Annotated in this window: 19 protein-coding genes, 1 tRNA gene and 1 pseudogene; 15 read left to right on the forward strand and 6 right to left on the reverse strand. The window is 69.5% G+C overall.

Features of this window, described 5'->3' with window-relative positions; all coding sequences use genetic code 11:
- Positions 1–322 precede the first annotated feature (322 nt).
- Positions 323–976, reverse strand: a complete 654-nt coding sequence (locus tag ACFU8Q_RS23760; RefSeq protein ID WP_384457187.1) for a YdcF family protein — start codon at positions 974–976, stop codon at positions 323–325.
- 30 nt (positions 977–1,006) lie between these two features.
- On the opposite strand from ACFU8Q_RS23760, the pseudogene ACFU8Q_RS23765 reads away from it, so the two are divergent.
- The 7 genes and pseudogenes from ACFU8Q_RS23765 to ACFU8Q_RS23795 form a co-directional block, all read left to right on the forward strand.
- Positions 1,007–2,128: pseudogene (locus tag ACFU8Q_RS23765) on the forward strand (FtsK/SpoIIIE domain-containing protein); the annotation flags it as partial.
- A 214-nt stretch (positions 2,129–2,342) separates the two neighbouring features.
- On the forward strand, positions 2,343–2,504 hold the full coding sequence (locus ACFU8Q_RS23770) for a hypothetical protein (protein WP_384457189.1): 162 nt from the start codon (positions 2,343–2,345) through the stop codon (positions 2,502–2,504).
- Between the two features lie 87 nt (positions 2,505–2,591).
- Positions 2,592–3,440 (forward strand): bifunctional DNA primase/polymerase, encoded by an 849-nt coding sequence (locus ACFU8Q_RS23775; RefSeq protein WP_384457191.1) that lies wholly within the window; start codon positions 2,592–2,594, stop codon positions 3,438–3,440.
- A gap of 3 nt (positions 3,441–3,443) precedes the next feature.
- Positions 3,444–4,919, forward strand: coding sequence for an ATP-binding protein (locus ACFU8Q_RS23780; protein WP_384457193.1), 1,476 nt, complete (start codon positions 3,444–3,446; stop codon positions 4,917–4,919).
- 458 nt (positions 4,920–5,377) lie between these two features.
- A complete protein-coding gene (locus tag ACFU8Q_RS23785) occupies positions 5,378–5,575 on the forward strand; it encodes a helix-turn-helix domain-containing protein (protein WP_384457195.1) in 198 nt (65 codons plus the stop codon).
- The gene (locus ACFU8Q_RS23790) at positions 5,575–6,720 is read left to right on the forward strand and encodes a tyrosine-type recombinase/integrase (RefSeq protein ID WP_384457196.1); all 1,146 of its coding nucleotides are present in this window, start codon (positions 5,575–5,577) and stop codon (positions 6,718–6,720) included. Before ACFU8Q_RS23785 ends, ACFU8Q_RS23790 begins: the two co-directional genes overlap by 1 nt.
- Positions 6,721–6,828: 108 nt before the next feature.
- Complete coding sequence (locus ACFU8Q_RS23795; protein ID WP_384457198.1) at positions 6,829–7,341, forward strand: protein phosphatase; 513 nt, start codon at positions 6,829–6,831, stop codon at positions 7,339–7,341.
- Between the two features lie 165 nt (positions 7,342–7,506).
- Here the strand turns inward: ACFU8Q_RS23795 and ACFU8Q_RS23800 are convergent.
- From ACFU8Q_RS23800 to ACFU8Q_RS23810, 3 genes are all read right to left on the reverse strand, one after another.
- Positions 7,507–7,582 (reverse strand) — tRNA-Arg (locus ACFU8Q_RS23800).
- Between the two features lie 499 nt (positions 7,583–8,081).
- Positions 8,082–8,549, reverse strand: coding sequence for an ArsI/CadI family heavy metal resistance metalloenzyme (locus ACFU8Q_RS23805; protein WP_384457200.1), 468 nt, complete (start codon positions 8,547–8,549; stop codon positions 8,082–8,084).
- A gap of 65 nt (positions 8,550–8,614) precedes the next feature.
- Positions 8,615–10,009, reverse strand: coding sequence for an NAD(P)-binding domain-containing protein (locus ACFU8Q_RS23810; RefSeq protein ID WP_384457202.1), 1,395 nt, complete (start codon positions 10,007–10,009; stop codon positions 8,615–8,617).
- Positions 10,010–10,113: 104 nt separating this feature from the next.
- Here ACFU8Q_RS23810 and ACFU8Q_RS23815 point away from each other — a divergent pair, with 104 nt between their 5' ends.
- From ACFU8Q_RS23815 to ACFU8Q_RS23835, 5 genes are all read left to right on the forward strand, one after another.
- Positions 10,114–10,479 (forward strand): ArsR/SmtB family transcription factor, encoded by a 366-nt coding sequence (locus tag ACFU8Q_RS23815; RefSeq protein ID WP_384457204.1) that lies wholly within the window; start codon positions 10,114–10,116, stop codon positions 10,477–10,479.
- 155 nt (positions 10,480–10,634) lie between these two features.
- Positions 10,635–10,856, forward strand: coding sequence for a DUF3703 domain-containing protein (locus tag ACFU8Q_RS23820; RefSeq protein ID WP_384457220.1), 222 nt, complete (start codon positions 10,635–10,637; stop codon positions 10,854–10,856).
- A gap of 450 nt (positions 10,857–11,306) precedes the next feature.
- Positions 11,307–12,317, forward strand: coding sequence for a hypothetical protein (locus ACFU8Q_RS23825; protein ID WP_384457206.1), 1,011 nt, complete (start codon positions 11,307–11,309; stop codon positions 12,315–12,317).
- 333 nt (positions 12,318–12,650) lie between these two features.
- On the forward strand, positions 12,651–13,169 hold the full coding sequence (locus ACFU8Q_RS23830) for a DUF1203 domain-containing protein (RefSeq protein ID WP_384457208.1): 519 nt from the start codon (positions 12,651–12,653) through the stop codon (positions 13,167–13,169).
- 145 nt (positions 13,170–13,314) lie between these two features.
- Entirely contained in the window at positions 13,315–15,072 is a 1,758-nt protein-coding gene (locus ACFU8Q_RS23835; protein WP_384457210.1) for a class I adenylate-forming enzyme family protein, read from the forward strand.
- Here ACFU8Q_RS23835 and ACFU8Q_RS23840 read toward each other — a convergent pair.
- On the reverse strand, positions 15,059–16,336 hold the full coding sequence (locus tag ACFU8Q_RS23840; protein WP_384457212.1) for a M6 family metalloprotease domain-containing protein: 1,278 nt from the start codon (positions 16,334–16,336) through the stop codon (positions 15,059–15,061). The two genes, ACFU8Q_RS23835 and ACFU8Q_RS23840, sit on opposite strands and share 14 nt — an antisense overlap.
- Before the next feature lie 366 nt (positions 16,337–16,702).
- On the opposite strand from ACFU8Q_RS23840, the gene ACFU8Q_RS23845 reads away from it, so the two are divergent.
- Positions 16,703–17,365, forward strand: a complete 663-nt coding sequence (locus tag ACFU8Q_RS23845) for a TetR/AcrR family transcriptional regulator (RefSeq protein WP_384457222.1) — start codon at positions 16,703–16,705, stop codon at positions 17,363–17,365.
- Positions 17,366–17,691: 326 nt separating this feature from the next.
- Positions 17,692–19,224, forward strand: a complete 1,533-nt coding sequence (locus ACFU8Q_RS23850) for an MFS transporter (RefSeq protein ID WP_384457214.1) — start codon at positions 17,692–17,694, stop codon at positions 19,222–19,224.
- 88 nt (positions 19,225–19,312) lie between these two features.
- On the opposite strand, the gene ACFU8Q_RS23855 is transcribed toward ACFU8Q_RS23850, so the two are convergent.
- The gene (locus tag ACFU8Q_RS23855) at positions 19,313–19,816 is read right to left on the reverse strand and encodes a MarR family winged helix-turn-helix transcriptional regulator (protein ID WP_384457216.1); all 504 of its coding nucleotides are present in this window, start codon (positions 19,814–19,816) and stop codon (positions 19,313–19,315) included.
- A 145-nt stretch (positions 19,817–19,961) separates the two neighbouring features.
- Between ACFU8Q_RS23855 and ACFU8Q_RS23860 the strand changes: the two genes are divergently transcribed.
- A complete protein-coding gene (locus ACFU8Q_RS23860) occupies positions 19,962–20,744 on the forward strand; it encodes a dioxygenase (protein ID WP_384457218.1) in 783 nt (260 codons plus the stop codon).
- Positions 20,745–20,789 lie beyond the last annotated feature (45 nt).

Here is a 20,789-nt window from a genome sequence, read left to right on the forward strand (position 1 = left end):
CCTGAAGACCGTGCAGGGCGGCTGCATCGTGCTGCTGCTCCCCGGCATCGACGCCTCCGCCGCCGCCAAGGCCGTCGCCGCCGAGCTGTCCCCGCTGCTCGGCCACCCCGTCTCCGTCGCCGCCGCCGGCCGCCCGCTCCCGCCCGGAGGAGCGAAGCGACGACGGGTGCTTGATGAAGTAGAGAAACTCTTACCGCGCTCGCACAGTGACGGCCTTCAAGAGCGCTGCGGTTGCAGCGGCTTCACTACGTCTGACCTGCACCTATGCCCTATAGCGGGCCTATGTGGCGGCGTCTGGCCCACGCATGGCCCACAGAGCCCCCTAATTCGCCGGTACGAGGCGGCTCGTGAACCCTTCGGAACACAGACGCTCGTAGGCCGCGGCAACGGAGTCCGGTACCTCTTGCCTGATCATGAACCCTTGCTCCGGGTAGATGAGCAGGCGCTGCTGGGCCCCCACGAGCATGTCCAACACGAGACGCGGGTCCTTCATGGAGTCGACGTACTCCGAGAGCGTCATGGGTGCCGACGCACTGACGATCTCGACTCCCGGCCAGAGCTTGCGGGCTGTTGCGTAGGCCCGTCGCTCCTCGTACGGCTTGCTCACGAGCAGTACGGATGACACGTCAATGCCTCGCTCTGCGAGTAGTTCGCGTGCGAATTTGATGTTTTCGCCCGTGTTCCGCGCTTTCGGCTCCACGAGGATCGCTGATGTGGGAACGCCCAGTTCCAGTGCCCGCTCCCGATAGTGCTCGGCTTCCCCCCGGGGCATCCGGTCGCGTGTCGTCCGGCTGGTCGCCCCCGTGAAGACGATCAGCGGGAACATGCCGCGCTGGTAGAGGTTCACGGTCACATCAGCAACCCCCAAGTCATGACTGCCGAGACCGATACCGACCGAGCAGGGCCGCGGTTCGTGGTGCATCTGCTGGAAATCCCAGAGCCGCTGAGCATCAGTCCACGTCTGCGCGGAGATCACTGAGTCGTCCCTTCCGCCGAGTCGGGAAGGCCGGTTCCCTTCGGCCAGGACGCCCGGGGCGTCCGCGTGAACATCCCGGTGATGTGGCAGTCGATGTTCTTCGGCGGCCTGCCGCGCCGGGGCAAGACGTTCTCCCAGCGCTTGCTCACCGCCGCTGGTCTCCTGGACGCGTACGTGCGGCACTATGTCGCGGACGGGAAGGGCGGCGCGGACTGGATGCCCATGAAGGCCGTCGCGCACCGGCTTGTCATGGGTGCCGAGGACGACGCGATCGAAGCGTTGAAGGCCATGCTCGCGGAACTCCTCACCGAGATGGAACGCCGGTTCGCCCTGCTGAGGGACCTGCCCACCTCGGTCTGCCCCGAGGGCAAGCTCACCCCGGACATCGTCGCCAAGTACAACCTGCCGGTCATCTTCGTCACCATCGACGAACTGCAGGAGTACTTCACCGCGATGGAGAAGGAGGACCGCGAGCAGGTCATCAACGACCTGTGCCGCATCGCCCGACGCGGACCGGCCGCCGGATTCATCAGCAACTTCGCCTCCCAGCGCCCCGACGCCGACAGCGTGCCGACCAAGCTGCGGGAGATCATCACCATCCGCTACTCGACCCAGGTCGTCGACCGGGCCAGCAGCGACATGGTCCTCGGCAAGGGCAAGGCCGCCCAGGGCGCCGACGCCTCGGTCCTGTCCGAAGAGCACAAGGGCGTCGGTGTGCTGGTCACCGGTCCCGCGTCGTATGTGACGGTGCGGGCGGACTACCTCGACGGCCCGACGTTCGCCGGACTGTGCCGCAAGGGCCGCGTCCTGCGCGAGCAGGCCGGGCAGCTCACCGGGGAAGCCGCGGGCGATGTCACCGCCGCCGCCGACGCGGCCGGCGTCACCGTCTCCGCGATCGTCTCCGACGCCCTTGAGGTCATGCGGCACTCCCCGCGCATGTTCACCACCGACCTGCTCAACGGCCTCGTGAACCTGGACGAGGACGTGTACGGCGACTTCAACGCCGAACAGCTCGCCGCCGAGCTGGAGGCCGCCGGGGTCAAGCGGACCAGCAAGCAGGTCAAGATCAACGGCTCCAACGCCGCCGGATACCAGCGCCGCGACATCGAGGCCGCCGTGCCCGCCGAGATCCTCCTCAGCACCGGCAGGTAAAGGGGGACCTCACTACCCCGCCCCCACCGAACACCCCTCCAACCGCCCGTCCCACAGCCTCCGTGAAGGGCTGCGGAGTAGAGGGGGCCCTTTACCCCGGTAGAGGGGGAGGTAAGGGCCCCTGACCTGCAAGGTAAGGCCGGTAAAGGGGGGTGTCCACCACCCGCCCGCACCCCTCCACAGCCCCGTTTCCCCACCCGAGAGGAACACCCGCGTGAGCAACACCGCCACCGACCACGACACGGCCGAGGAACCCGAGTACCTCGACTGCGAACTCTGCGACCCCGCCGACGACACCGAGCCCTACCCGTACCCGCACTGCTGCGGATGCGGCGCGAACGGCAGCGCCGAGTTTTCCGACTGCACCTGCGAGTAGCTACGCCAAGGGCGGCCCCCTCTCACGCCAATGAACCGGGGCCGCCCTTGTCCAGCCGCTCTCTCACGAGAACTGGAGACACCCAGCATGACCCAACCCACCCCCATCCGGCGAGACAGCCTGGATCTCGCGGTAGCAGGCGTTCCCGTCCTGCCCCTCCGCGCGGGCAAGCTCCCCTTCGGCAACTGTCCTACCTGCGCGGGGAACGCGTGCGGCGGGCGCCCGAACATGAAGGTCGCGGGCCCCTGCCAGTGCCTGCGACCGTGCCATGGCTGGGCTGCCGCCACCACCGACCCCGCAGTGCTCCAGTCCCCGGCATGGGCCGAGGCGTGGCGGCAGGCCCACGCGGTTGCCTACCACCCCGGCGGCGCCCGGCTCACCGTCGTCGACCTGGACGACGCCGACGCGGTCACCTGGGCCCGCGAGTCGCTTCCCGCTACCCGGACCGTGCCCACCACTCGTGGGGAGCACTGGATCTACCGGGGTGCGATGCAGTCCGCGAACGCTGTGCGGCCCAGTGTCGACATCAAGTCGCTCATGTCCTACGCCCGGTGGCTCGGCCCCGGCACCGGCACCATGACCGACCTGCCGGACGTCGTGCGCGCGCTGGCCGTGAAGGAGCCGTCCACGGCCCGGCCCGCACCGCTCGCCGTCACGGCGCCCGCACCTACCGGGAGCGGGGAGTGTCGTCATCGCATGCCCGCCTATCTGGAGCGCGGCATCGCCATGGCCGAGCAGCGCATCACCGAGGCCCGCAGCGCGGTTCACACGACCGTCTACCGGACGTTCCTCGCCGTGCTGTCCGCTCACGGCCGGTGCGGCTGCCTGAGCGACGCCCACGTTGAGCGGCTGTTCACCGCCGCTCAGGCCAAGGGCGAATCGCCCCGGCACTGCACCGACGCGTGGACCAACGCCCGTATCGCACTGGGGATGTGAGCCATGTCCGAGGACGAGAAGACCCCGGCCCGTGAGGTCATCACCGAGTACGCGCAGGCGCACTTCCGGTACTTCCGCACCACCGAGGGCACCGTCTACGCCCAGCGGATCGGCCACCCCGTGGCCCGCCCGATCCGCTCGCAAGGAACGACGGGCAGCCACCGGCAGGAACTCATGGTCGACCTCTTCAACGACGGGGTCGGCGTCTTCAACGGGACCTCGCTCAAGGAGGCACTGGACTTGATCGAAGCACTCGCACTGAGCCAGGACGTTCAGCCCACACACATCCGTGTCGCCCCCGGGTTCGACGGGGCGACGTGGCTGGACCTGGGCCGCGACGACGGACAGTCCGTCCGCATCCACCCCACCGGCTGGGACATTCGCGTCCCCGACCCGCGCGAGGTGTGCTGGCGGCGCACCCAGCTCACCGGGGAACTCCCCATGCCTGCCCGCGACACCGACAGCAAGGGCATCGATCAGCTGTTGCGGCTGACGAACTTCGCCACCGCCGAAACCGAGAGCCTGGCCCTGGCCTGGCTAATCGGCTGCCTCGGCCCGTCCGTGCCCGTCCCCGCCCCCTTCCTCACCGGCCCCCAGGGCGCGGGCAAGTCGACGGCGGGCCGGATGCTGGTGAGGATCATCGAGGGCATGACCGGTGACCTGCGCCGGGCCCCGAAGGACGAGGAGAACCTGATCACGGCCGTCGCCGCCGGATGGGTCACCGCCCTCGACAACCTGAGCCACCTGGCCCCGGACCTGTCCGACCTAATGTGCTGCATCGTCACCGGGGCCGAGAGCATCAAGCGCGCGCTGTTCAGCGACGGCGATGTCGTCCGCTCCCGCTACCGCCGCCCGCTGCTGCTGACCGGCATCGACGTCGGCGTCATCCGCCCCGACCTCGCCGAACGACTGCTGCCCCTGCGTCTGGAGCGCCCCACGGTGCGGCGGACCGAGGCCGAGCTGTGGGCGGAGTTCGAGGAGGCCCTGCCCGTCATCCTCGGGTCACTACTCGACCTCACAGTCTCGGTCCGCGCGGCCGAGGCGGAGACCCCCACGGACCTGCGGATGGCGGACTTCGCGCACCTGTGCGCGCAGCTCGACGCCGCGATGAGTTTCCAGACGCTCAACGCCTACCGGACCAGCCTGGACGACCTCAACGACGACGTCATCGAAGGCGACCTGCTCGCGCAGACCGTCCTCAAGCACGCCGCCACCCTCGACCCGGGCGCAGAGCAGCGCATGACGTCCTCGGAGTGGCTGCTCAGCCTCACCGGCCTCTACAGCGGCGACGACTGCCGCCCCCTGCCCAAAGGGTGGCCCACCACCGGCAAAGTCCTCTCCGACCGCCTCAAACGCCTTCAGCCCACCCTCGCCGCGCGAGGGGTCCTCATCGACTGGGGCCGCACCAGAGAGGGGCGCTACGTCGAAATGACCCGCCGTCCGGTCCCGTCGCCGCACGAGCAGCCACCGCTGCTCTGACCGGCGCGGCCGACAAGCAAGAGGAGCACGCCCCCCGGGCCACGGCGCGGCGTGCTCCTCTTGTAGTTCGGCGGCTTGCCGCCCAAAGGACGCGCCGCCTCGCGGCTCCGCATTCACGCCTTTCAGCGGCGGCACCACAACAGAAACCACCCCCTTCTTTTTTCTTAAGAAAGGAAGCTCTGCGTCACAGCGTCACCGGACGGCCAGAATCAGCCCCTGACCTGCCGTAACAGCCGTGACGCAGAGCCCTTTCGGCTGCGTCATCCTGCGTCACCTGCGTCACAGCCCGCGTCACCGTGACGGACGCCTGCGTCACAGATGACGCACTCCGACACCTCTGCGTCACCACAAAACCCCAGCTCAGGAGGCATACGTGACGCTGGTGACGCCGTGACGCAGAGATCCGCGCCTTGGACAGACACGCGCCCGCTCCCGATGTTCCGCCCTTGGAGGCCGCAGTGAGTTCTGCCCTGCCCACCACTCACCGAGCACTCACTGTCCCGGAAGTTATGGACGCGCTCGCCCTCAGCCGCTTCAAGGTCTACGACCTCATCCGCTCGCGTCAGCTCAAGAGCATCAAGATCGGTCGATGCCGCAGGGTGCCCGCTGACGCTCTCCGATCCTTTATCGATCACCAGTTGGAGGAAGCTGCCTGATGGCACGCAAGAGGAACCCGAACGGCGCCGGCAGCATCTGGCAGCGCAAAGACGGGCGATACGAAGCCCGGGTGTACGTCCCTCAGCCCGACGGCACCCGCAAGCGCAAGACCGTCTACGGCGGCACGTGGGAGGAGTGCGACACCAAGCGTCAGGAGCTGGTGCGCCGTGACCGTCAGGGCATCCCGACTCCGACCCGGTCCGCCAAGCTCTCGGAATGGCTGCCGTACTGGCTGGAGCACTACATCGAGCCGCGCCGCAAGCTCAGCACCTACGACAAGTACGAGGCACACGTGCGGCTCTACTTGCTCCCCATGCTGGGCACCAAACGGCTGGAGTCGCTGAGCGTCGCCGACGTGCGCCGGTTCATCACCCGGGTGCAGACCGCCCAGACGGCCGCGACGGCGAAGGAAGCGCACCGGGTGCTGCGGACCGCGCTCACGGCTGCGGTCCGAGAGGAGCTGATCGCCCGGAACGTTGCATCACTGGTCGAGCCGCCGCGCGTGAAACAGCGCGAGATCAACCCGTGGTCCCTGAAAGAGACCCTGTCTTTCCTTGAGGCTGCGCGCCGAGACCCGCTGTACGCCGCGTTCATGCTGGCCATCTGCATGGGTCTCCGGCGCGGTGAACTGGTGGGCCTGCGCTGGTCCGACGTGGACCTGGACAACCGGGTGCTGCACGTCCGCCACCAGACCCAGCGCCGCCGGGGCACGCTCTACGACGACGACCCCAAGAGCCGTCGCCGCAGGGTCGTCCCGATGCCCGCCCTGTGCGTCGCACCGCTGCGCTGGCACCGGCTGAGGCAGCGGGAGACGTTCGCCGATACGGGCGTCGTCTGGTCCGAGGGCGGCTACATCTTCGCCACGAGAAACGGCCGGCCGGTGGAGCCGCGGAACGTCTACCGCTCGTTCACGCGGGTCGCTGCCGGTGCCGGTCTGCGGGTGGTCCGGCTGCACGACGCGCGGCACGGCTGCGCCACGCTGCTGACGGCGGCCGGCGTCGCGCCGAGGGTCATCATGGAGATCCTCGGCCACAGCCAGATCAGCATCACGATGGACGTCTACACCCACGTCGTCCACGACACCCAGCGGGAGGCGATCAGCCACATGGACCGCCTGCTCAAGCGCCGTCTGCCAGCCACCTGAGCTTGGTCTATAGCCTCTGCCCGTGGTCAGCTCCTTGGCTGACCACGGGCTCAATGAGGGAACACGAGCGCCTGACCGTGTCGTTGGTTCTCTGGGAGAGGAGTGCCGGTGAAGACACGTCAGAAGGACCGCGATGCCCCCGAACCACAAGCACCGTGGAATGAAGTCAGGTCACGGCTATGGATTGGCGGACACTTCTGGGCCGACCCCGACGGTGCTGTGCGGACCGCCGTCGTTGACGCTCAATTCGACCTGGTCATCAGCCTATTCACTCGAACAGGCCACGGACCGAACCCTGGAGTCGAGCATCTGATCAGCGAGATCCCCGACAACCCGCTCACAGCCGAGCAGCTCCACTCGGTCCAACGGCTGGCCGTCACCGCCGCAGAGGCCGTACGGAACGACCGCACCGTTCTCGTGCGCTGCCACTCCGGCTACAACCGCTCCGCCCTCGTCGTCGCACAGACCCTGATCGAGCTTGGCCAGGACGCCAACACCGCCATCGACCTCATCCGACAGCGACGATCATCCTGGGCCCTGAACAACCAGACCTTCGAGCGGTACCTCACCACCGGACTCGACATCGCCTACCTCCTGGCTGGACTCGAAACCCCCACCTGACCAGCAGCACTGCCTGTCGTTACTCGCGGTTGGCGTGGGTCTCGTCGCGCTGGGGCACGTCATGAAGCCCACGTGATAACTCCACGTGTCGGCGCTGAGACGCGACTGCCGTCAACTGGTGCCGTCAAAAGGCCCCGGACCATGATCGGTCCGGGGCCTTTTGGCTGGTGCCCCCGGCAGGATTCGAACCTGCGACACCCGCTTTAGGAGAGCGGTGCTCTATCCCCTGAGCTACGAAGGCGGGGGCTTGTAGAGAGCCTCGGGGAAAACCCAGCGAGTGGATCTCCGGCGAGGCGTACAAGCCCACTGGTCAGACGGGGTGCGGTGCTCTCTGCGATCTTGCTTGGGCAGACAGTGGGACGTACCGACGACCGACCAGGGACAGCGTAGCGGATCCGTGCCTGTGAGGGGCTTCCGTATCGGGGTAGCTCGGTGAAAGCGGTTGCCGCATGCCTCTGACCTGCTGCTTGCGTGTGCCGGGGTTGATGGTCGAGGGGGGGCGGAGTGTGGTGCGGGAAGGTGAATTTTCCGTTCCGTGCCGTGCGTGAGTCCTTGAGAGGATGCGGGCGTGATCTTGAGAGGCTTGACGTGTCTGCGGGCGTCCTTGCGAGGAGCGGGAGTCGTCGGGTAGTAGACGATTCCCCAGCTGGTGATCTGTGTGATGCACAGGGCCGGGAGTACTGCGCGGGGCCGCGACCGGTCCGCTGTTCCGGTCGCGGCCCTGTGGGCGTCGAGCTCGGTCACGGGCAGCAGCCACCGGCCTCGACCGGTGCGCCTGGGCCTGCTTCGGTGATGGCCGTGTCCGCGCAGCAGGTGCTGCCGTGCTGCTTGGCCATGGAGTCGGCGTCGGCCTTGACGACGTACACCTCCCACGGTTCCTGGCCGGGGCCGTTGACCCAGACCTTGTCCTGGAGGGCGTAGCAGCAGGTGGTGTCGTTCTCGACGTCGGTTGCCAGTCCCTGGGCCGCGAGGCGGGTGGTGGCGGCGTGGACGGCTTCGGTGGTGTCGACTTCGACGCCGAGGTGGTCCATGCGCGTGTCCTCGTCCGGCGTGCCTTGGATGAGGATGAGTTTGAGCGGGGGGTCGGCGATGGCGAAGTTGGCGTAACCGGCGCGCAGTTTGGCCGGCTCGGTGCCGAAGAGCTTGCTGTAGAAGGCGATCGAGGCGGGAAGGTCGGGGACGCGCAGGGCGAGCTGTACTCGGGACATGACGATCCTCCTGACACAGAGGGGAAGCGCCCCGGCCGTCGGGGGGCCGGGGCGCTGGGATCAGGTCAGCAGCAGCTGCCGGACGACGACGATTCCTCGGTGGCTGCGACCGGCAGAGCGGTTCCGGCGCCGATCTGTACGAGAGCGGGTGCCGGAGTGGTGCAACATCCTGTGCTGTCGGTCTGGTCGGCTGCCGGGTCGTCGAAGATGCCGGAGCCGCCGCACACTCCGGTTTCGGGGAGGGTGAGTTCGACCTTGTCGGCGGATGTCAGGTCGCCGGCGATCGCGGCGGCGATGGAACGGACCTGCTCGTAGCCGGTCCTCGCGAGGAAGGTCGGGGCGCGGCCGTAGGACTTCATGCCGACCAGGTAGATGCCGGAGTCGGGGTGGGAGAGCTCGCGGTGGCCGTGGGGGTAGACGGTGCCGCAGGAGTGCTGGTTGGGGTCGATGAGCGGGGCCAGCTCGGTGGGAGCCTCGAGGCGCTCGTCGAGGCCGAGGCGGATCTCGGAGAGAAAGGACAGGTCGGGGCGGAAGCCGGTCAGCACGATCACCTCGTCCACCGGGGCCAGGCGGCGTCCGTCCTCGCCGACCAGGATCAGACGGCCGTCCTCGTCACGCTCGATGGCCTCGGTGCGGAAGCCGGTGACCGCGTCGGCGTGGCCGTTGTCGACGGCGGCCTTCGCGGCCAGGCCGAGGGCGCCGCGGGCGGGGAGCTGGTCGGCGGTGCCGCCGCCGAAGGTGGAGCCGCTGATGCCGCGGCGCAGGATCCACACCGCGTGCGTACCGGGCTCGTCCTTCGCGACATCGGCGAGCATGGCCAGGGCGGTGAACGCGGAGGCGCCGGAGCCGATGACGGCGGTCCGCTTGCCGGCGTAACGGGCGCGGACGGCGGGGTCCTTGAGGTCGGGGACACGGTAGGTGATGCGGTCGGCCGCCATCTTCTCGCCGAGGGCGGGAAGACCGCTGGCCCCGGCCGGACTCGGGGTGGTCCAGGTGCCGGAGGCGTCGATGACCGCGCGGGCGAAGACACGCTCCTCACCGCCGTCGGCAGTGGTGAAGTGGACGACGAAGGGCTGGGCTTCGCGGTCGGCGTCGACGATACGGTCGCGGCCGGCGCGTGAGACACCGGTGACGGTGGCGCCCAAGCGGACGCGCTCGCCCAGGACATCGGCCAGCGGCTGGAGGTACTCCTCGGCCCAGTCACCGCCGGACGGGTAGGTGGCAGCGTCGGGCTCGGTCCAGCCGGTCGGCGCCAGGAGCTTCTCGGCTGCTGGGTCGGTGACCTCACCCCAGGTGGAGAACAGTCGCACATGCGACCAGTCACGTACCGCGGAAGCGGCGACCGGACCGGCTTCCAGGACCAGCGGGGTGATGCCGCGCTCGACCAGGTGGGCGGCGGCGGCCAGCCCGGCGGGGCCGGCGCCGATGACGACAACCGGAAGGTCTGCAGTGGTGGTCATGACGGTGATGTCCTCCGAGATGGGCGGCCGGTCCGACCGCTGTTTCGATTGCTGTCGATGTCTGGAGCTTGCCACTGCGTATCGATGAGTGTCAACATAGACGTATGTCGAAGTCAGAGGTTGTGGAGCTGCCGGTCCTGGACGCCGGGACCGTGGTGCCGTGCTGCCCGCCGATCACGGCCGGGGAGCTGTCGCAGGATGACGCGGTGAAGATGGCCGTGATGTTCAAGGCGCTGTCGGACCCGGTGCGGTTGCGCCTGTTCTCCAAGGTCGCCTCGCATGCGGGCGGCGAGGCGTGTGTGTGCGACATCTCCGACGTCGGCGTCTCTCAGCCGACCGTCTCCCACCATCTGAAGAAGCTGCGCGAGGCCGGGCTCCTGACCTCCGAGCGGCGCGGTACCTGGGTCTACTACCGAGTCGCCCCGCCCGTCGTGGCGGCCATGTCCGCCATGCTCGACCTGCGCTCCTGACCAACGGTCAACGACCCGCGCCCGCGGGTCAGCCGGTGCAGTCGGGTGGGCGGCAGCGCACCAGGTACGCCTGGAGCGCGGAGACGCGCTCGGCCATGGTGGCGCCGTCGGCCCGGCAGAAGACCTGCGGCTGACGCGGTCGTGCTTGCCACCGGATACCGCACGCGGTGATGCTCCGCCTCGCTCTGCGCGACCGTGACCTGCGCGAGGTGCTCGGCCAGCTCGTGCGCCTGGTCGTGGCCGGCCCCGGCTCGGCGGCCGGGAAGTATCCCGGCGGCAACACCGGCCGCACACGCGTGGGGCCGACCACTCCCATGCCCATCCCCGACGACCTCGCCGCACTGCTGCGCGGGGCCGGGGTCACCTTGGAGCCGTGAGGGTTCATTGCCTGCTGTTGCTGGAGGCAGGCAGGCTGGTGAGCCTCGGATGATGGCCTTCGGGAGGAGGGACAGAGCGCCGGCCCTGGCCACATGACAGCCGCATGGAGCCGGCGTCCGAGCCCACGCCGCGCGGACTGGCAACCTTTCCGGGACCGGGCCTGCATGCCCTCCAGGGGTGCCGCAGACGCTCAGCGACGCGCCTCTCGCGGCGCTCTTGTACGTACTGGCCGGCCCGGGAACGCCGATGCTCGCTTGCCGCTCCCGGCCCTGGCCGCCCCGGACATTCGAACTCGTAGGCTGTAGAAGGACGGCAGTACAGGGGAGATCATCTGAAGCGGAGTCACCCCTGCGGAACGCGCCGACGGTCGGCGCACCGTGGTGGGCGCACGGCCCGCACGACGGCTGTCGGCGTATTACTGATGCAACAACCGCTTCCGGGGGGAACGAATGACGCGGCTGAGACTGTCCCTGTACGTCGGGGGGCTGCTTCTCGTACTGGTTGCCGGCGGGCTGGCCTGGACCGTCTGGTCCAAGGACGGTGACGGCGAAGACCTCGGAGACCGGTGCCAGGGCTCCCTCGCGGTGGAGGAGGCGCGGCAGTTCTTCGACGGCGCCAGGCTGAAGGCGCGCGGTCACACCGCCGACTGGGGCGGGTACGACGCCCAGTGGTGCTCGGTCTGGGCCGAGGGCGATGGCGGCGGGCCGGTCCTCAAGCTCCGGGTATGGCCACGGGCGGCCTACCGGGCGAGCGGGTCTGCCGCGGAAGCGTCGGCGACGCCGATCGGTCACGGTTGGACCGGGTCCTTCGTGAGCGGGTATTCGCCGGGAGCCGCTGTGCTGGTCGACTGCAAGACGATGGCGGGCGCCGGTCTGCTCGTCACGGCCGAGACGAGCGAGAAGTCGGAGGATCTCTCCGCCCGGCAGCTGCTCCAAGTGGCGCGGGTCGCGACGGAGTCGGCGCGCCGTGCGGCCGGCCGCGCCGAGTGCGAGGGCGCGCTCGGCGAACGTCCGGGGGCTGTGGACCGCGCGAAGTGGACGACGCGGCCCGTCGGCCGGGCGACGGGCACGTGCGGCGGTGTGGTGACCGGGCGTGAAGCTGCTCGGCTGCGCGTCACCGACGCCACCGAGAAGCCTGCGGGACGTGCGCTGACGGAACAATGCGAGATGAGCCGGGGCGAGTTGGGCCTGTTCAGTATGACCGGCTACTACGGGCCGTCGGCGGAGGAGGAGATGTATCTCGACGGCAAGTACCCGGGCACGGTGAAGGGTGCCTACACGCGCACCCTCGAATGCGGGGGCGCCATCGGGACCGCCTACTTCAAGCTCGTGCGCGCCAAGGGCAAGGCGGCGGACGGCGCCGTCGGAACGGATGCAACGAGTGACCCCGCGGCGCTGAAGCGGATTCTGGAGTCGTACGCCACCGTGTCGGGCAAGCGGCACGGCTGCCCCGCCCCCTGACTTCTCGGCCCACGGCCCTCCCGGCGTACAGACGCAGGAACGAATTCGAGCCGTGGCCACGAGGTGCGACAAGCGCGCCTGCGACTTCCACGGCCTCGTCGCTGTCGCCGAGATCCGGCTTCGGCTCCGGCTTCGGCTTCGGCTCCGGCTTCGGCTTCGACTTCGGCTTCGGCTTCGGCTCCGGCTTCGGCTTCGGCTCCGGCTTCGGCTTCGACTTCGGCTCCGGCTCCGTTCGTGAGCTGCAGAGCTGCCGGATACGTTGCAGAGGCACGGATGGACCATCGCGTCCGAATTCCGCCAGCGGGTCACGGGCGAGCCGCCGACGCTGGACCCATGACCACGTACACGCCCCTCCCCATCCCGCCCGCCGCACTCGAAGAACTCCGCCACGTCGATGACGTCGGACAGCCACTACGGCCGTACACCGCACGCGAGGACGGTGTCCCCCTCGACTGCGTAGGCAGTCCGCTGCGGTGCTGCCTGCGGGCCATCGAGCCCGGCGAACGCGTCGCCCTCGTCTCCTACGCACCGCTGCGCCGGTGGGCGATGGCGGCCGGGGCCGAGCCCGGGGCCTACGACGAGGCGGGGCCGGTATTCATCCACGCCGATGAATGTGGAGCCCCACGGGGCGTCCGGGGCTATCCCTTCGCCCGTCCCGGGGCGCTGCGCACCATCCGCCGCTACAACGCCGAAGGACACATCGTCGGAGGGCGTTTCTTCGAGATCCCCGACAACGCCGAGGCCGGGTTCGACCGGGCCTTCGAGGAAGCGTTCGCCGAGCCGGAGGTGGCACTGGTACACGTGCGGGCGCTGGAGTACGGCTGCTTCCAGTTCGAGGTGCGGCGACCGTAGACCGCGTCCGGCGGATCGGGCTGTCCTTTTGCCGCCGTCGCGGGTTCGGCGTCCGCTGTCCGTTATCTCGTCGCACAGTCCGGGCGAACGCCGACAGGCTCCGATCCGCGGTCGGGACCGGGCCGGACGGCTCCCTTGACGGGGAATGGGCGCGGGCATACCGTCGCGAAGAGTACTGAGCAAGCGCTTAGAGAGGTCGTCCGTGCCACATATCGAAGCCGCGCTCACCGCCCCAGGAGCCCCGTTCGCCGTGGTGCGGGTGGAGGACGGGGCGCACGCGGGGTCGCTCGTGTACGCGGACGGGCCCAGGACGCTCCGAGAGTTCGTGGAGACCACCTGGGCCTTCGGGGACCGGCCGTTCCTGATCGCGGAGGAGCGCCGCTACTCGTACGCCGAGCTCTTCGCCGCCGCGTCCGCGCTGGCGTGCCGGATGACCGGGACGTACGGGCTCCGCCGGGGCGACCGGGCCGTCATCGCGATGCGCAACCACCCGGAGTGGCAGATCGCCTTCTGGGCCGCGCAGCTGGCCGGTCTGGTCGCCGTGCCGCTCAATGCCTGGTGGACGCAGGACGAGTTCGCGTACGCGCTGGACGACTCCGGGCCGCGGGTGCTCCTGGTGGACGGCGAGCGGCTGCCGCGGGTCGCCGGCTGGGCGGCGGAGAACGGCGCGCGCGTCGTCGTCTGCCACGCGGAGGGCGCGGTTCCGGACGGCGTCGAGCGGTACGAGGACCTGCCCGGGCCCGATCCGCTCGCCGCGCCCCCCGAGGTCGAGATCCGGCCCGAGGACGACGCGACGATCATCTACACCTCCGGCACCACCGGTCGGCCCAAGGGCGCCGTCGCCACCCATCTCGCCCAGGTGGGGGCCGTACTCAACCCGCGCTACCACGCGGCCGCCTCCGCGCTCGGGCGCGGGATCATCCCGGGGCAGGGGCCCGCCCCCGTGACGCTGCTGACGTTCCCGTTCTTCCATGTCGCCGCGTTCACCGGCTTCTACGCGGCGATGGCGGCGGGCGGGACCCTCGTCCTGATGCGGAAGTGGGGCGCGGAGGAGGCGCTGCGGCTGATCCGTGAGCACGGCGTCACGCACTACGCGGGTGTCCCGACGACCGCGCTCCAACTGCTCGCCGCGGCCGAGCGGACGGGCGACGGCCTGGAGAGCCTCCAGATGCTGAACACCGGTGGGGCCGCCGCCCCGCCCGATCTGGTCGCGCGGCTGACCGCCCGCCACGGAGACCGGATCGAGCCGCGCAACGGCTACGGCCTGACCGAGACCAGCGGGGGTGTCCTGGCGAACTTCGGCACCGAGTACCGGCTCCACCCGGGCAGCGTCGGCCGCCCGACGCCCACCACCGAGGTGCGCATCGCCGGTCCCGCGGGCGAGGCGCTGCCCGAGGGCGAGGTCGGTGAGCTGTGGCTGCGCGGCCAGTCCCTGGTCCGCGGCTACTGGCGGGACGAGGCGGCGACCGCTCGGGCGTTCACCGCCGGCTGGTTCCGGACCGGCGATCTCGCGGTGGTGCGTGAGGGGCGGGTCGAGGTGGTCGACCGGATCAAGGACATGGTGATCCGCGGCGGCGAGAACGTGTACTGCGTGGAGGTCGAGGCGGTCCTGCACGACCATCCGGACGTGGAGGACGCCGCAGTGCTGGGGGTGGCGCATCCGGTCCTGGGCGAGGAGGTCGCGGCCGTCGTCCGGCTGCGGGCCGGTGCGACCGTCACGGCCGAGGAGCTGCGGGCGCACGTCGGGCGGAGCCTGGCCGCGTTCAAGGTCCCGGCCCATGTGCTCGTACGCGAGGAACCGCTGCCCCGGAATCCGACCGGGAAGATCCTCAAGCGGGAGCTGCGCGGGCCCGTCGAGGCGGAGGTGCGGCGGGCGGCCGGGGATGTGGTCAGGGACGAGTGATCCGGACGCGGTATTTCCCGTTGTCCTCCTTGTCGACCACGGATATGCGTATCTTGGCGGCCCGGTCGGTAAAGGTCTGGCCGGGTTGGAAGGTGGCGTCGGAGAGCCCGGCGTGCACATTGGGCAGCCGGGTGCAGCCGCCGCTGTCCTTGGTGCTGTCCATGACGGACACCGGCCCCTGACCGGTGTCGACGTCCGTTCTCACCTTGTAGATGAGCACGCCGGGCCGGCAGACCTCCTGGTCGTTGCCCGCCTGCGTCCGTACCTCCACCGCGTAGCCGGACACGTCGCTCAGCGGGACGAACGCCAGCTTCGTCCCGCCCCGGGTGGCCAGCGGTTCGAGGACGTGGTCGCTGGTGCCGGGCCTGGCGGCGCAGCTGATCTGCTTGTTGTCCAGCCAGCCGAGCTTCCACTTGTGCCAGCCGAGCAAGTCGTTGTTGGCCCCCCAGTCCTCGGACATGATGTCCCAGTGCCCGGCCGCGCCGCCGCCCTCCACGGTGTAGAGGTCGGGAAGGCCGAAGATGTGCCCGTTCTCGTGCGGCAGGACGCGGAATCCGGTCTGTTTGAACGACCCCGAGCCGTCGTCCTGGTGGCTGTAGATGAAGGACGTGTTGCCGAGGGGCACGCCGTCCACGTGGGGTGCGTCCTGATTGCCGGAGAAGGTCACGGACAGCACGGTGTCCAGGGCGGAAGGCCCGGCGTTCGGGGTGACCAGGATGTTGACCAGGTCGTACGTACTGAAGTCGACCTTCGTACCGGTGGCCGCGACGATGTCCTGGACGAGGTGGCGGTAGCCCGGCTCGTACGGTGATCCGCGCTCGATCCCGTACTCCGAGAACGGCAGTGGCATCCGCAGCCAGGACTTCACTGGGGCGTCGGGGACGTAGGTGAGTCGCCCGTACGAGGCGGTCCGGAACCAGTTGACGGTCTGCGGGAAGAATTCGGCGAACCGGTCCATCGCCGGTTCGGGGCCCGGCGCGTCCGGGAAGTCGATCATCAGGTTGAGGGCGTGGAGCCGGCCCGTGGAGCGGGCGTAGCCCTCCGGTGTCGGCATGCCCTCCGACATCTGTACGCCCATGGTCGCCGGTATGCGGCACGGGGCTATCCCCGCGGACGGGGCGGTGGCCACCGGGCCGGCCGAGGCCCGGCTGGATATCGGAAGGGTGCTGCTGGCCGAGGCGAAAGTCGCGATGGTCAGGGCTGTTGCCGAAGCGAGCGCGATCGGGTGGTGATGCTTGCGTATCCGGCGGCGGGGATTCTGCATAGAGGCGCCTCGGGGTCCGCGGCAGTCGGCCGGCCCCGGACTGCGCTCTGCGGATCAGCCTGTGACGGGTGGTGCGGCACCGCTCGTTGAGTGCGCCGATCGGTTGGTTTTCCCGTTCTGGGGGTGTGGGTCAGGTCACATTGTGCTGGGGAAATATCCGGGGAGTCTTTCCCCGTTTGAACCTGTGTCCCCGCGAACCGGGGAGGTGGTCCCCGGTTACGGAAGGGGGTCGCCATGAAGAACGAAGAGAGTCGCGGCGACGAACGGCGTGGCGACGAGGGCCGGAGGGGTCAGCAGACCCGGAGGCTCCAGAACGTCCGGAAGAGCAACAAGAACAACAAGAGTCGGAAGGCAGGGACAGTCGTCGTGGATACCGTCACCCGCACCGCCACCGGAGCGGCGCAGCCCCGGACGGCCCGTCCGCGGGCGGACGCGCTGCGCAACCGGGAGCGGATCGTGACGGCCGCGCGCGAGATGTTCGTCGAGTTCGGGCCGGATGTGCCGCTCGACGAGGTGGCCCGCCGCGCCGGCGTCGGCAACGCCACGCTCTACCGGAACTTCCCCGACCGGGCCGCGCTGACGCACGAAGTCGTGCTCGCGGTCACCTCCCGCACCACCGAACGCGCGGAGGAGGCGATGGCCGAGGAGGCCGATCCTTTTGCCGCACTCAGCCGCTTCGTGCACGCGGCGGCCGATGAACGCATCGGGGCGCTGTGCCCGATGCTGTCCGGCGGCTTCGACAAGGACCATCCCGAATTGCTCGCCGAGCGCCGACGTCTCGAAGAGGCTGTCGAAGGGCTCGTGTCGCGCGCCATGTCCGCGGGGCGTCTGCGTACCGACATCGCCGTCGGTGACGTACTGGTCGCCCTCTCCCAGCTCACCCGGCCGCTGCCCGGCATCGGATGCCTGGACATCGACCGGTTCACCCACCGCCATCTACAGCTGTTCCTGGACGGACTGGAGACCCCGGCCCGGTCCCGGCTGCCCGGAACGGCGGCGACCTTGGAGGATCTGCGGCGCCGGTCATGATGCCCGCACCGGGCCCGCCATCGGGCGGCCGGTGCGCCTCGACCACGCCATGCCTTTCATGACCCGGGCTTTCACGCCTAGCCCTCATACGACCCGCGTCCTCACGACCCGCGTCCTCGTGACCAGCCTTTTCGCGACCAGCCCTTTCACGACCCGCGCTTTCACCGCCTTCCCTTCCACCGTCCTCCCTTCCACAGTCCTCCCTTTCGCCGTCCTCCTTTCGCCGACGGTCGCTGTCTTCGACCGTCCTTGACCGACCTGCCCGTTCGCCGACTTCTCGGTTCATGACTCCGCGCGCCCGCGTGCGCCCTTAGGTGGATCCCTCCATGCCAAAAACAGCCGACATCCGACTCCCGGACCCCAGCCGCTGGAAAGCGCTGGCGTTCATCGCCCTCGCGCAGCTGATGGTCGTACTCGACGCCACGATCGTGAACATCGCGCTGCCGCACGCCCAGACGGCACTGGGTATCTCCGATGCCAACAAGCAGTGGGTCATCACGGCCTACGCCCTCGCCTTCGGCGGGCTGCTGCTCTTCGGAGGCCGGATCGCCGACCTCTGGGGCCGCAAGCGGACCTTCGTCGTCGGCCTGATCGGCTTCGCGCTGGCCTCCGCGCTCGGGGGTGCCGCGCAGAACCAGGGCATGCTCTTCGGCTCCCGTGCGCTCCAGGGCGTCTTCGGCGCGCTGCTCGCCCCGGCTGCCCTGTCCCTGCTCGCCGTGACGTTCACCGATGCCAAGGAGCGCGCCAAGGCGTTCGGTATCTACGGTGCGATCGCCGGTGGCGGCGGCGCCGTCGGCCTGATCCTCGGCGGCTTCCTGACCCAGGCGCTGAACTGGCGCTGGACGTTCTTCGTCAACATCCCGTTCGCGATCGTCGCCGCCCTCGGCGCGTACTTCGTGATCCGTGAGCCGGCCGGCAGCCGCAACCGCTCGTCGCTCGACATCCCCGGTGTCGTCCTGTCCGCGCTCGGGCTGGTCTCCCTGGTGTACGGATTCACCCGCGCCGAGTCCTCGGGCTGGTCGGACGCGCTGACCATCGGCATGTTCATCGCGTCCGGTGTGCTGCTCCTGGCGTTCGTCGTGACCGAGTCCCGGGTGTCGTCGCCGCTGATGCCGCTGCGCGTCCTGCTGGACCGTAACCGCGGTGGCGTCTACCTCTCGCTGGGGCTGGCCATCATCGCGATGTTCGGGCTGTTCCTCTTCCTGACGTACTACCTGCAGGTCGTGAGGGGCTACTCGCCGATCAGGACGGGCTTCGCCTTCCTGCCGATGATCGCGGGCATGATCACCGGCTCGACGCAGATCGGTGCCCGGCTGATGACCCGGGTTCCGGCGCGCAAGCTGATGGGCCCCGGCTTCCTGACCGCCGCCGTCGGCATGCTGCTGCTCACGCAGCTGGAGATCAGCTCCTCCTACACCCTGCTCATCCTGCCCGCGCAGCTCCTGCTGGGCCTGGGCATGGGTACGGCATTCATGCCGGCCATGTCGCTGGCCACGCACGGTGTCGAGCCGAGGGACTCGGGCGTCGCGTCCGCGATGGTCAACACCTCGCAGCAGGTGGGCGGCGCGATCGGTACGGCGCTGCTGAACACCGTCGCCGCCTCGGCCGCGACGGCGTACGCCACCTCGCACGCCGCGCTCGGTGCCACCGACCCGGAGCTGCTGAAGCTCCAGTCGATGGTGCACGGCTTCACCGGCGCCATCTGGTGGGCCGTCGGCATCCTGGTGGCGGCCTCCGCGATCGCGCTGACCTTCATCAACGCCGGTCGTCCCTCGATGGCCGCGACGGGCGGAGCCTCCGGTTCGGGCGACGCCGACGGTGTCGAGGACGAGTTCAAGGTTCCGGTCGTCGCGCACTGACGTGGCCGTGAGACCTGAAGTGGCTTGAACGCGGCTCTGCCCCGGTTCCGTTCGACGGGACCGGGGCAGAGCTGTTTCGGCGGGCGGCTCAGCGCAGCCAGGGCAGATCCGCGTCCGTGCCCTCCGGCTGCAGTCCGGTGGCGACGACCTGCATGATCTCGCCCAACGAGCGCATCTGCTCGGGAGTGAGCCGGTCGAACATCGCCTGGCGCACGGCGCTGACATGTCCCGGCGCGGACCGGCGCAGCATCTCGTAGCCCTCGTCGGTGAGGACCGCGTTCTGGCCGCGCTTGTCGGACGGGCAGTCCTCGCGGCGCACCCAGCCGCTCTTCTCCAGCCGCGCGACGGCGTGCGAGAGCCGGGAGCGGGTGATCTTGGCGTCCTTGGCCAGCTCGGTCATCCGCTTCCGGCGGCGGGGCGCCTGGGAGAGCTGGACGAGCAGTCCGTAGTAGATGTGCGGCATGCCGGCATCGCGCTGCAGCTGACGGTCGAGATGGTCCTCCATGAGTGTCGTGGCGTGGAGATACGCACGCCAGACGCGCTGCTCTTCGTCGGAGAGCCAGCGGGGCTCGCCGGGGGATGCCGGGATCATGTACTCCACTGTACGACCTTTTCTTGAAAGTTTAACTAGATGGAGCTAAGATCTCGGGAGGTAGGAGCTTGAAGATTAAAGAATCCTTCCTTCTCAAAGACACCTGTAAAAGACTTACCTCGATCAGCAGCGGATGGGGAGTGCCATGACTGTCACCGCGGAGCGCATGCCCGCCCTCTACCTCTCCCACGGCGCGCCGCCGCTGGCCGACGACCCGCTCTGGCCCGGCGAACTGGCCGCCTGGTCCGCCTCTCTGCCCCGCCCCCGCGCGATCCTGATGGTCTCCGCGCACTGGGAGGAGGCCCCGCTCGCCCTCGGCGCCACGGAGACGGTCCCGCTCGTGTACGACTTCTGGGGGTTTCCCGAGCACTACTACCAGGTGCGGTACGCGGCCCCGGGCGCCCCGGCGCTGGCGGAGAACGTACGCAAGCTGCTGCGCGGCGCCGGTATGCCCGTCCAGGACATCCCGGACCGCGGGCTCGACCACGGGGCGTACGTCCCGCTGGTGGAGATGTTCCCCGGTGCCGACATCCCCGTACTTCAGATCTCCATGCCGACGCTGGACCCGCAGAAGCTGATGGACATCGGGCGCAAGCTCGCGCCGCTGCGCGACGAGGGTGTCCTGATCGTCGGCAGCGGCTTCTTCACCCACAACCTGGCCGCCCTGCGGCACGCGGGCGGCGGCACCCCCGGCTGGTCGGCGGAGTTCGACGACTGGGGGAACCGGGCGCTCCAGGCGCGGGACATCGACGCCCTGCTGGACTTCGAGCACAAGTCCCCGGCCGGCCGGCTGGCACACCCGCGCACCGAGCACTTCGCGCCGCTCTTCGTGACGCTCGGCGCGTCGGAGAACGAGCTGGACCGGGGCCGCAGCGTCATCGACGGGTTCTGGATGGGACTCGCGAAGCGGTCGGTGCAGTTCGGCTGAGGCCGGCGAACGGAGCCGCGACGGACCCGTCGCCGGGGTGGCGGG

It is taken from the genome of Streptomyces sp. NPDC057543 (assembly GCF_042801895.1).
Lineage (GTDB): Bacteria > Actinomycetota > Actinomycetes > Streptomycetales > Streptomycetaceae > Streptomyces.

What these genes read in the sequence shown, in the direction of transcription:
- ACFU8Q_RS23775 (WP_384457191.1), top strand. Translation starts at nt 2,592, where the DNA reads ATGACCCAACCCACCCCCATCCGGCGAGACAGCCTGGATCTCGCGGTA.
- ACFU8Q_RS23780 (WP_384457193.1), top strand. Translation starts at nt 3,444, where the DNA reads ATGTCCGAGGACGAGAAGACCCCGGCCCGTGAGGTCATCACCGAGTAC.
- ACFU8Q_RS23790 (WP_384457196.1), top strand. Translation starts at nt 5,575, where the DNA reads ATGGCACGCAAGAGGAACCCGAACGGCGCCGGCAGCATCTGGCAGCGC.
- ACFU8Q_RS23805 (WP_384457200.1), bottom strand. Translation starts at nt 8,549, where the DNA reads ATGTCCCGAGTACAGCTCGCCCTGCGCGTCCCCGACCTTCCCGCCTCG.
- ACFU8Q_RS23810 (WP_384457202.1), bottom strand. Translation starts at nt 10,009, where the DNA reads ATGACCACCACTGCAGACCTTCCGGTTGTCGTCATCGGCGCCGGCCCC.
- ACFU8Q_RS23815 (WP_384457204.1), top strand. Translation starts at nt 10,114, where the DNA reads ATGTCGAAGTCAGAGGTTGTGGAGCTGCCGGTCCTGGACGCCGGGACC.
- ACFU8Q_RS23825 (WP_384457206.1), top strand. Translation starts at nt 11,307, where the DNA reads ATGACGCGGCTGAGACTGTCCCTGTACGTCGGGGGGCTGCTTCTCGTA.
- ACFU8Q_RS23830 (WP_384457208.1), top strand. Translation starts at nt 12,651, where the DNA reads ATGACCACGTACACGCCCCTCCCCATCCCGCCCGCCGCACTCGAAGAA.
- ACFU8Q_RS23835 (WP_384457210.1), top strand. Translation starts at nt 13,315, where the DNA reads ATGGGCGCGGGCATACCGTCGCGAAGAGTACTGAGCAAGCGCTTAGAG.
- ACFU8Q_RS23840 (WP_384457212.1), bottom strand. Translation starts at nt 16,336, where the DNA reads ATGCAGAATCCCCGCCGCCGGATACGCAAGCATCACCACCCGATCGCG.
- ACFU8Q_RS23850 (WP_384457214.1), top strand. Translation starts at nt 17,692, where the DNA reads ATGCCAAAAACAGCCGACATCCGACTCCCGGACCCCAGCCGCTGGAAA.
- ACFU8Q_RS23855 (WP_384457216.1), bottom strand. Translation starts at nt 19,816, where the DNA reads ATGATCCCGGCATCCCCCGGCGAGCCCCGCTGGCTCTCCGACGAAGAG.
- ACFU8Q_RS23860 (WP_384457218.1), top strand. Translation starts at nt 19,962, where the DNA reads ATGACTGTCACCGCGGAGCGCATGCCCGCCCTCTACCTCTCCCACGGC.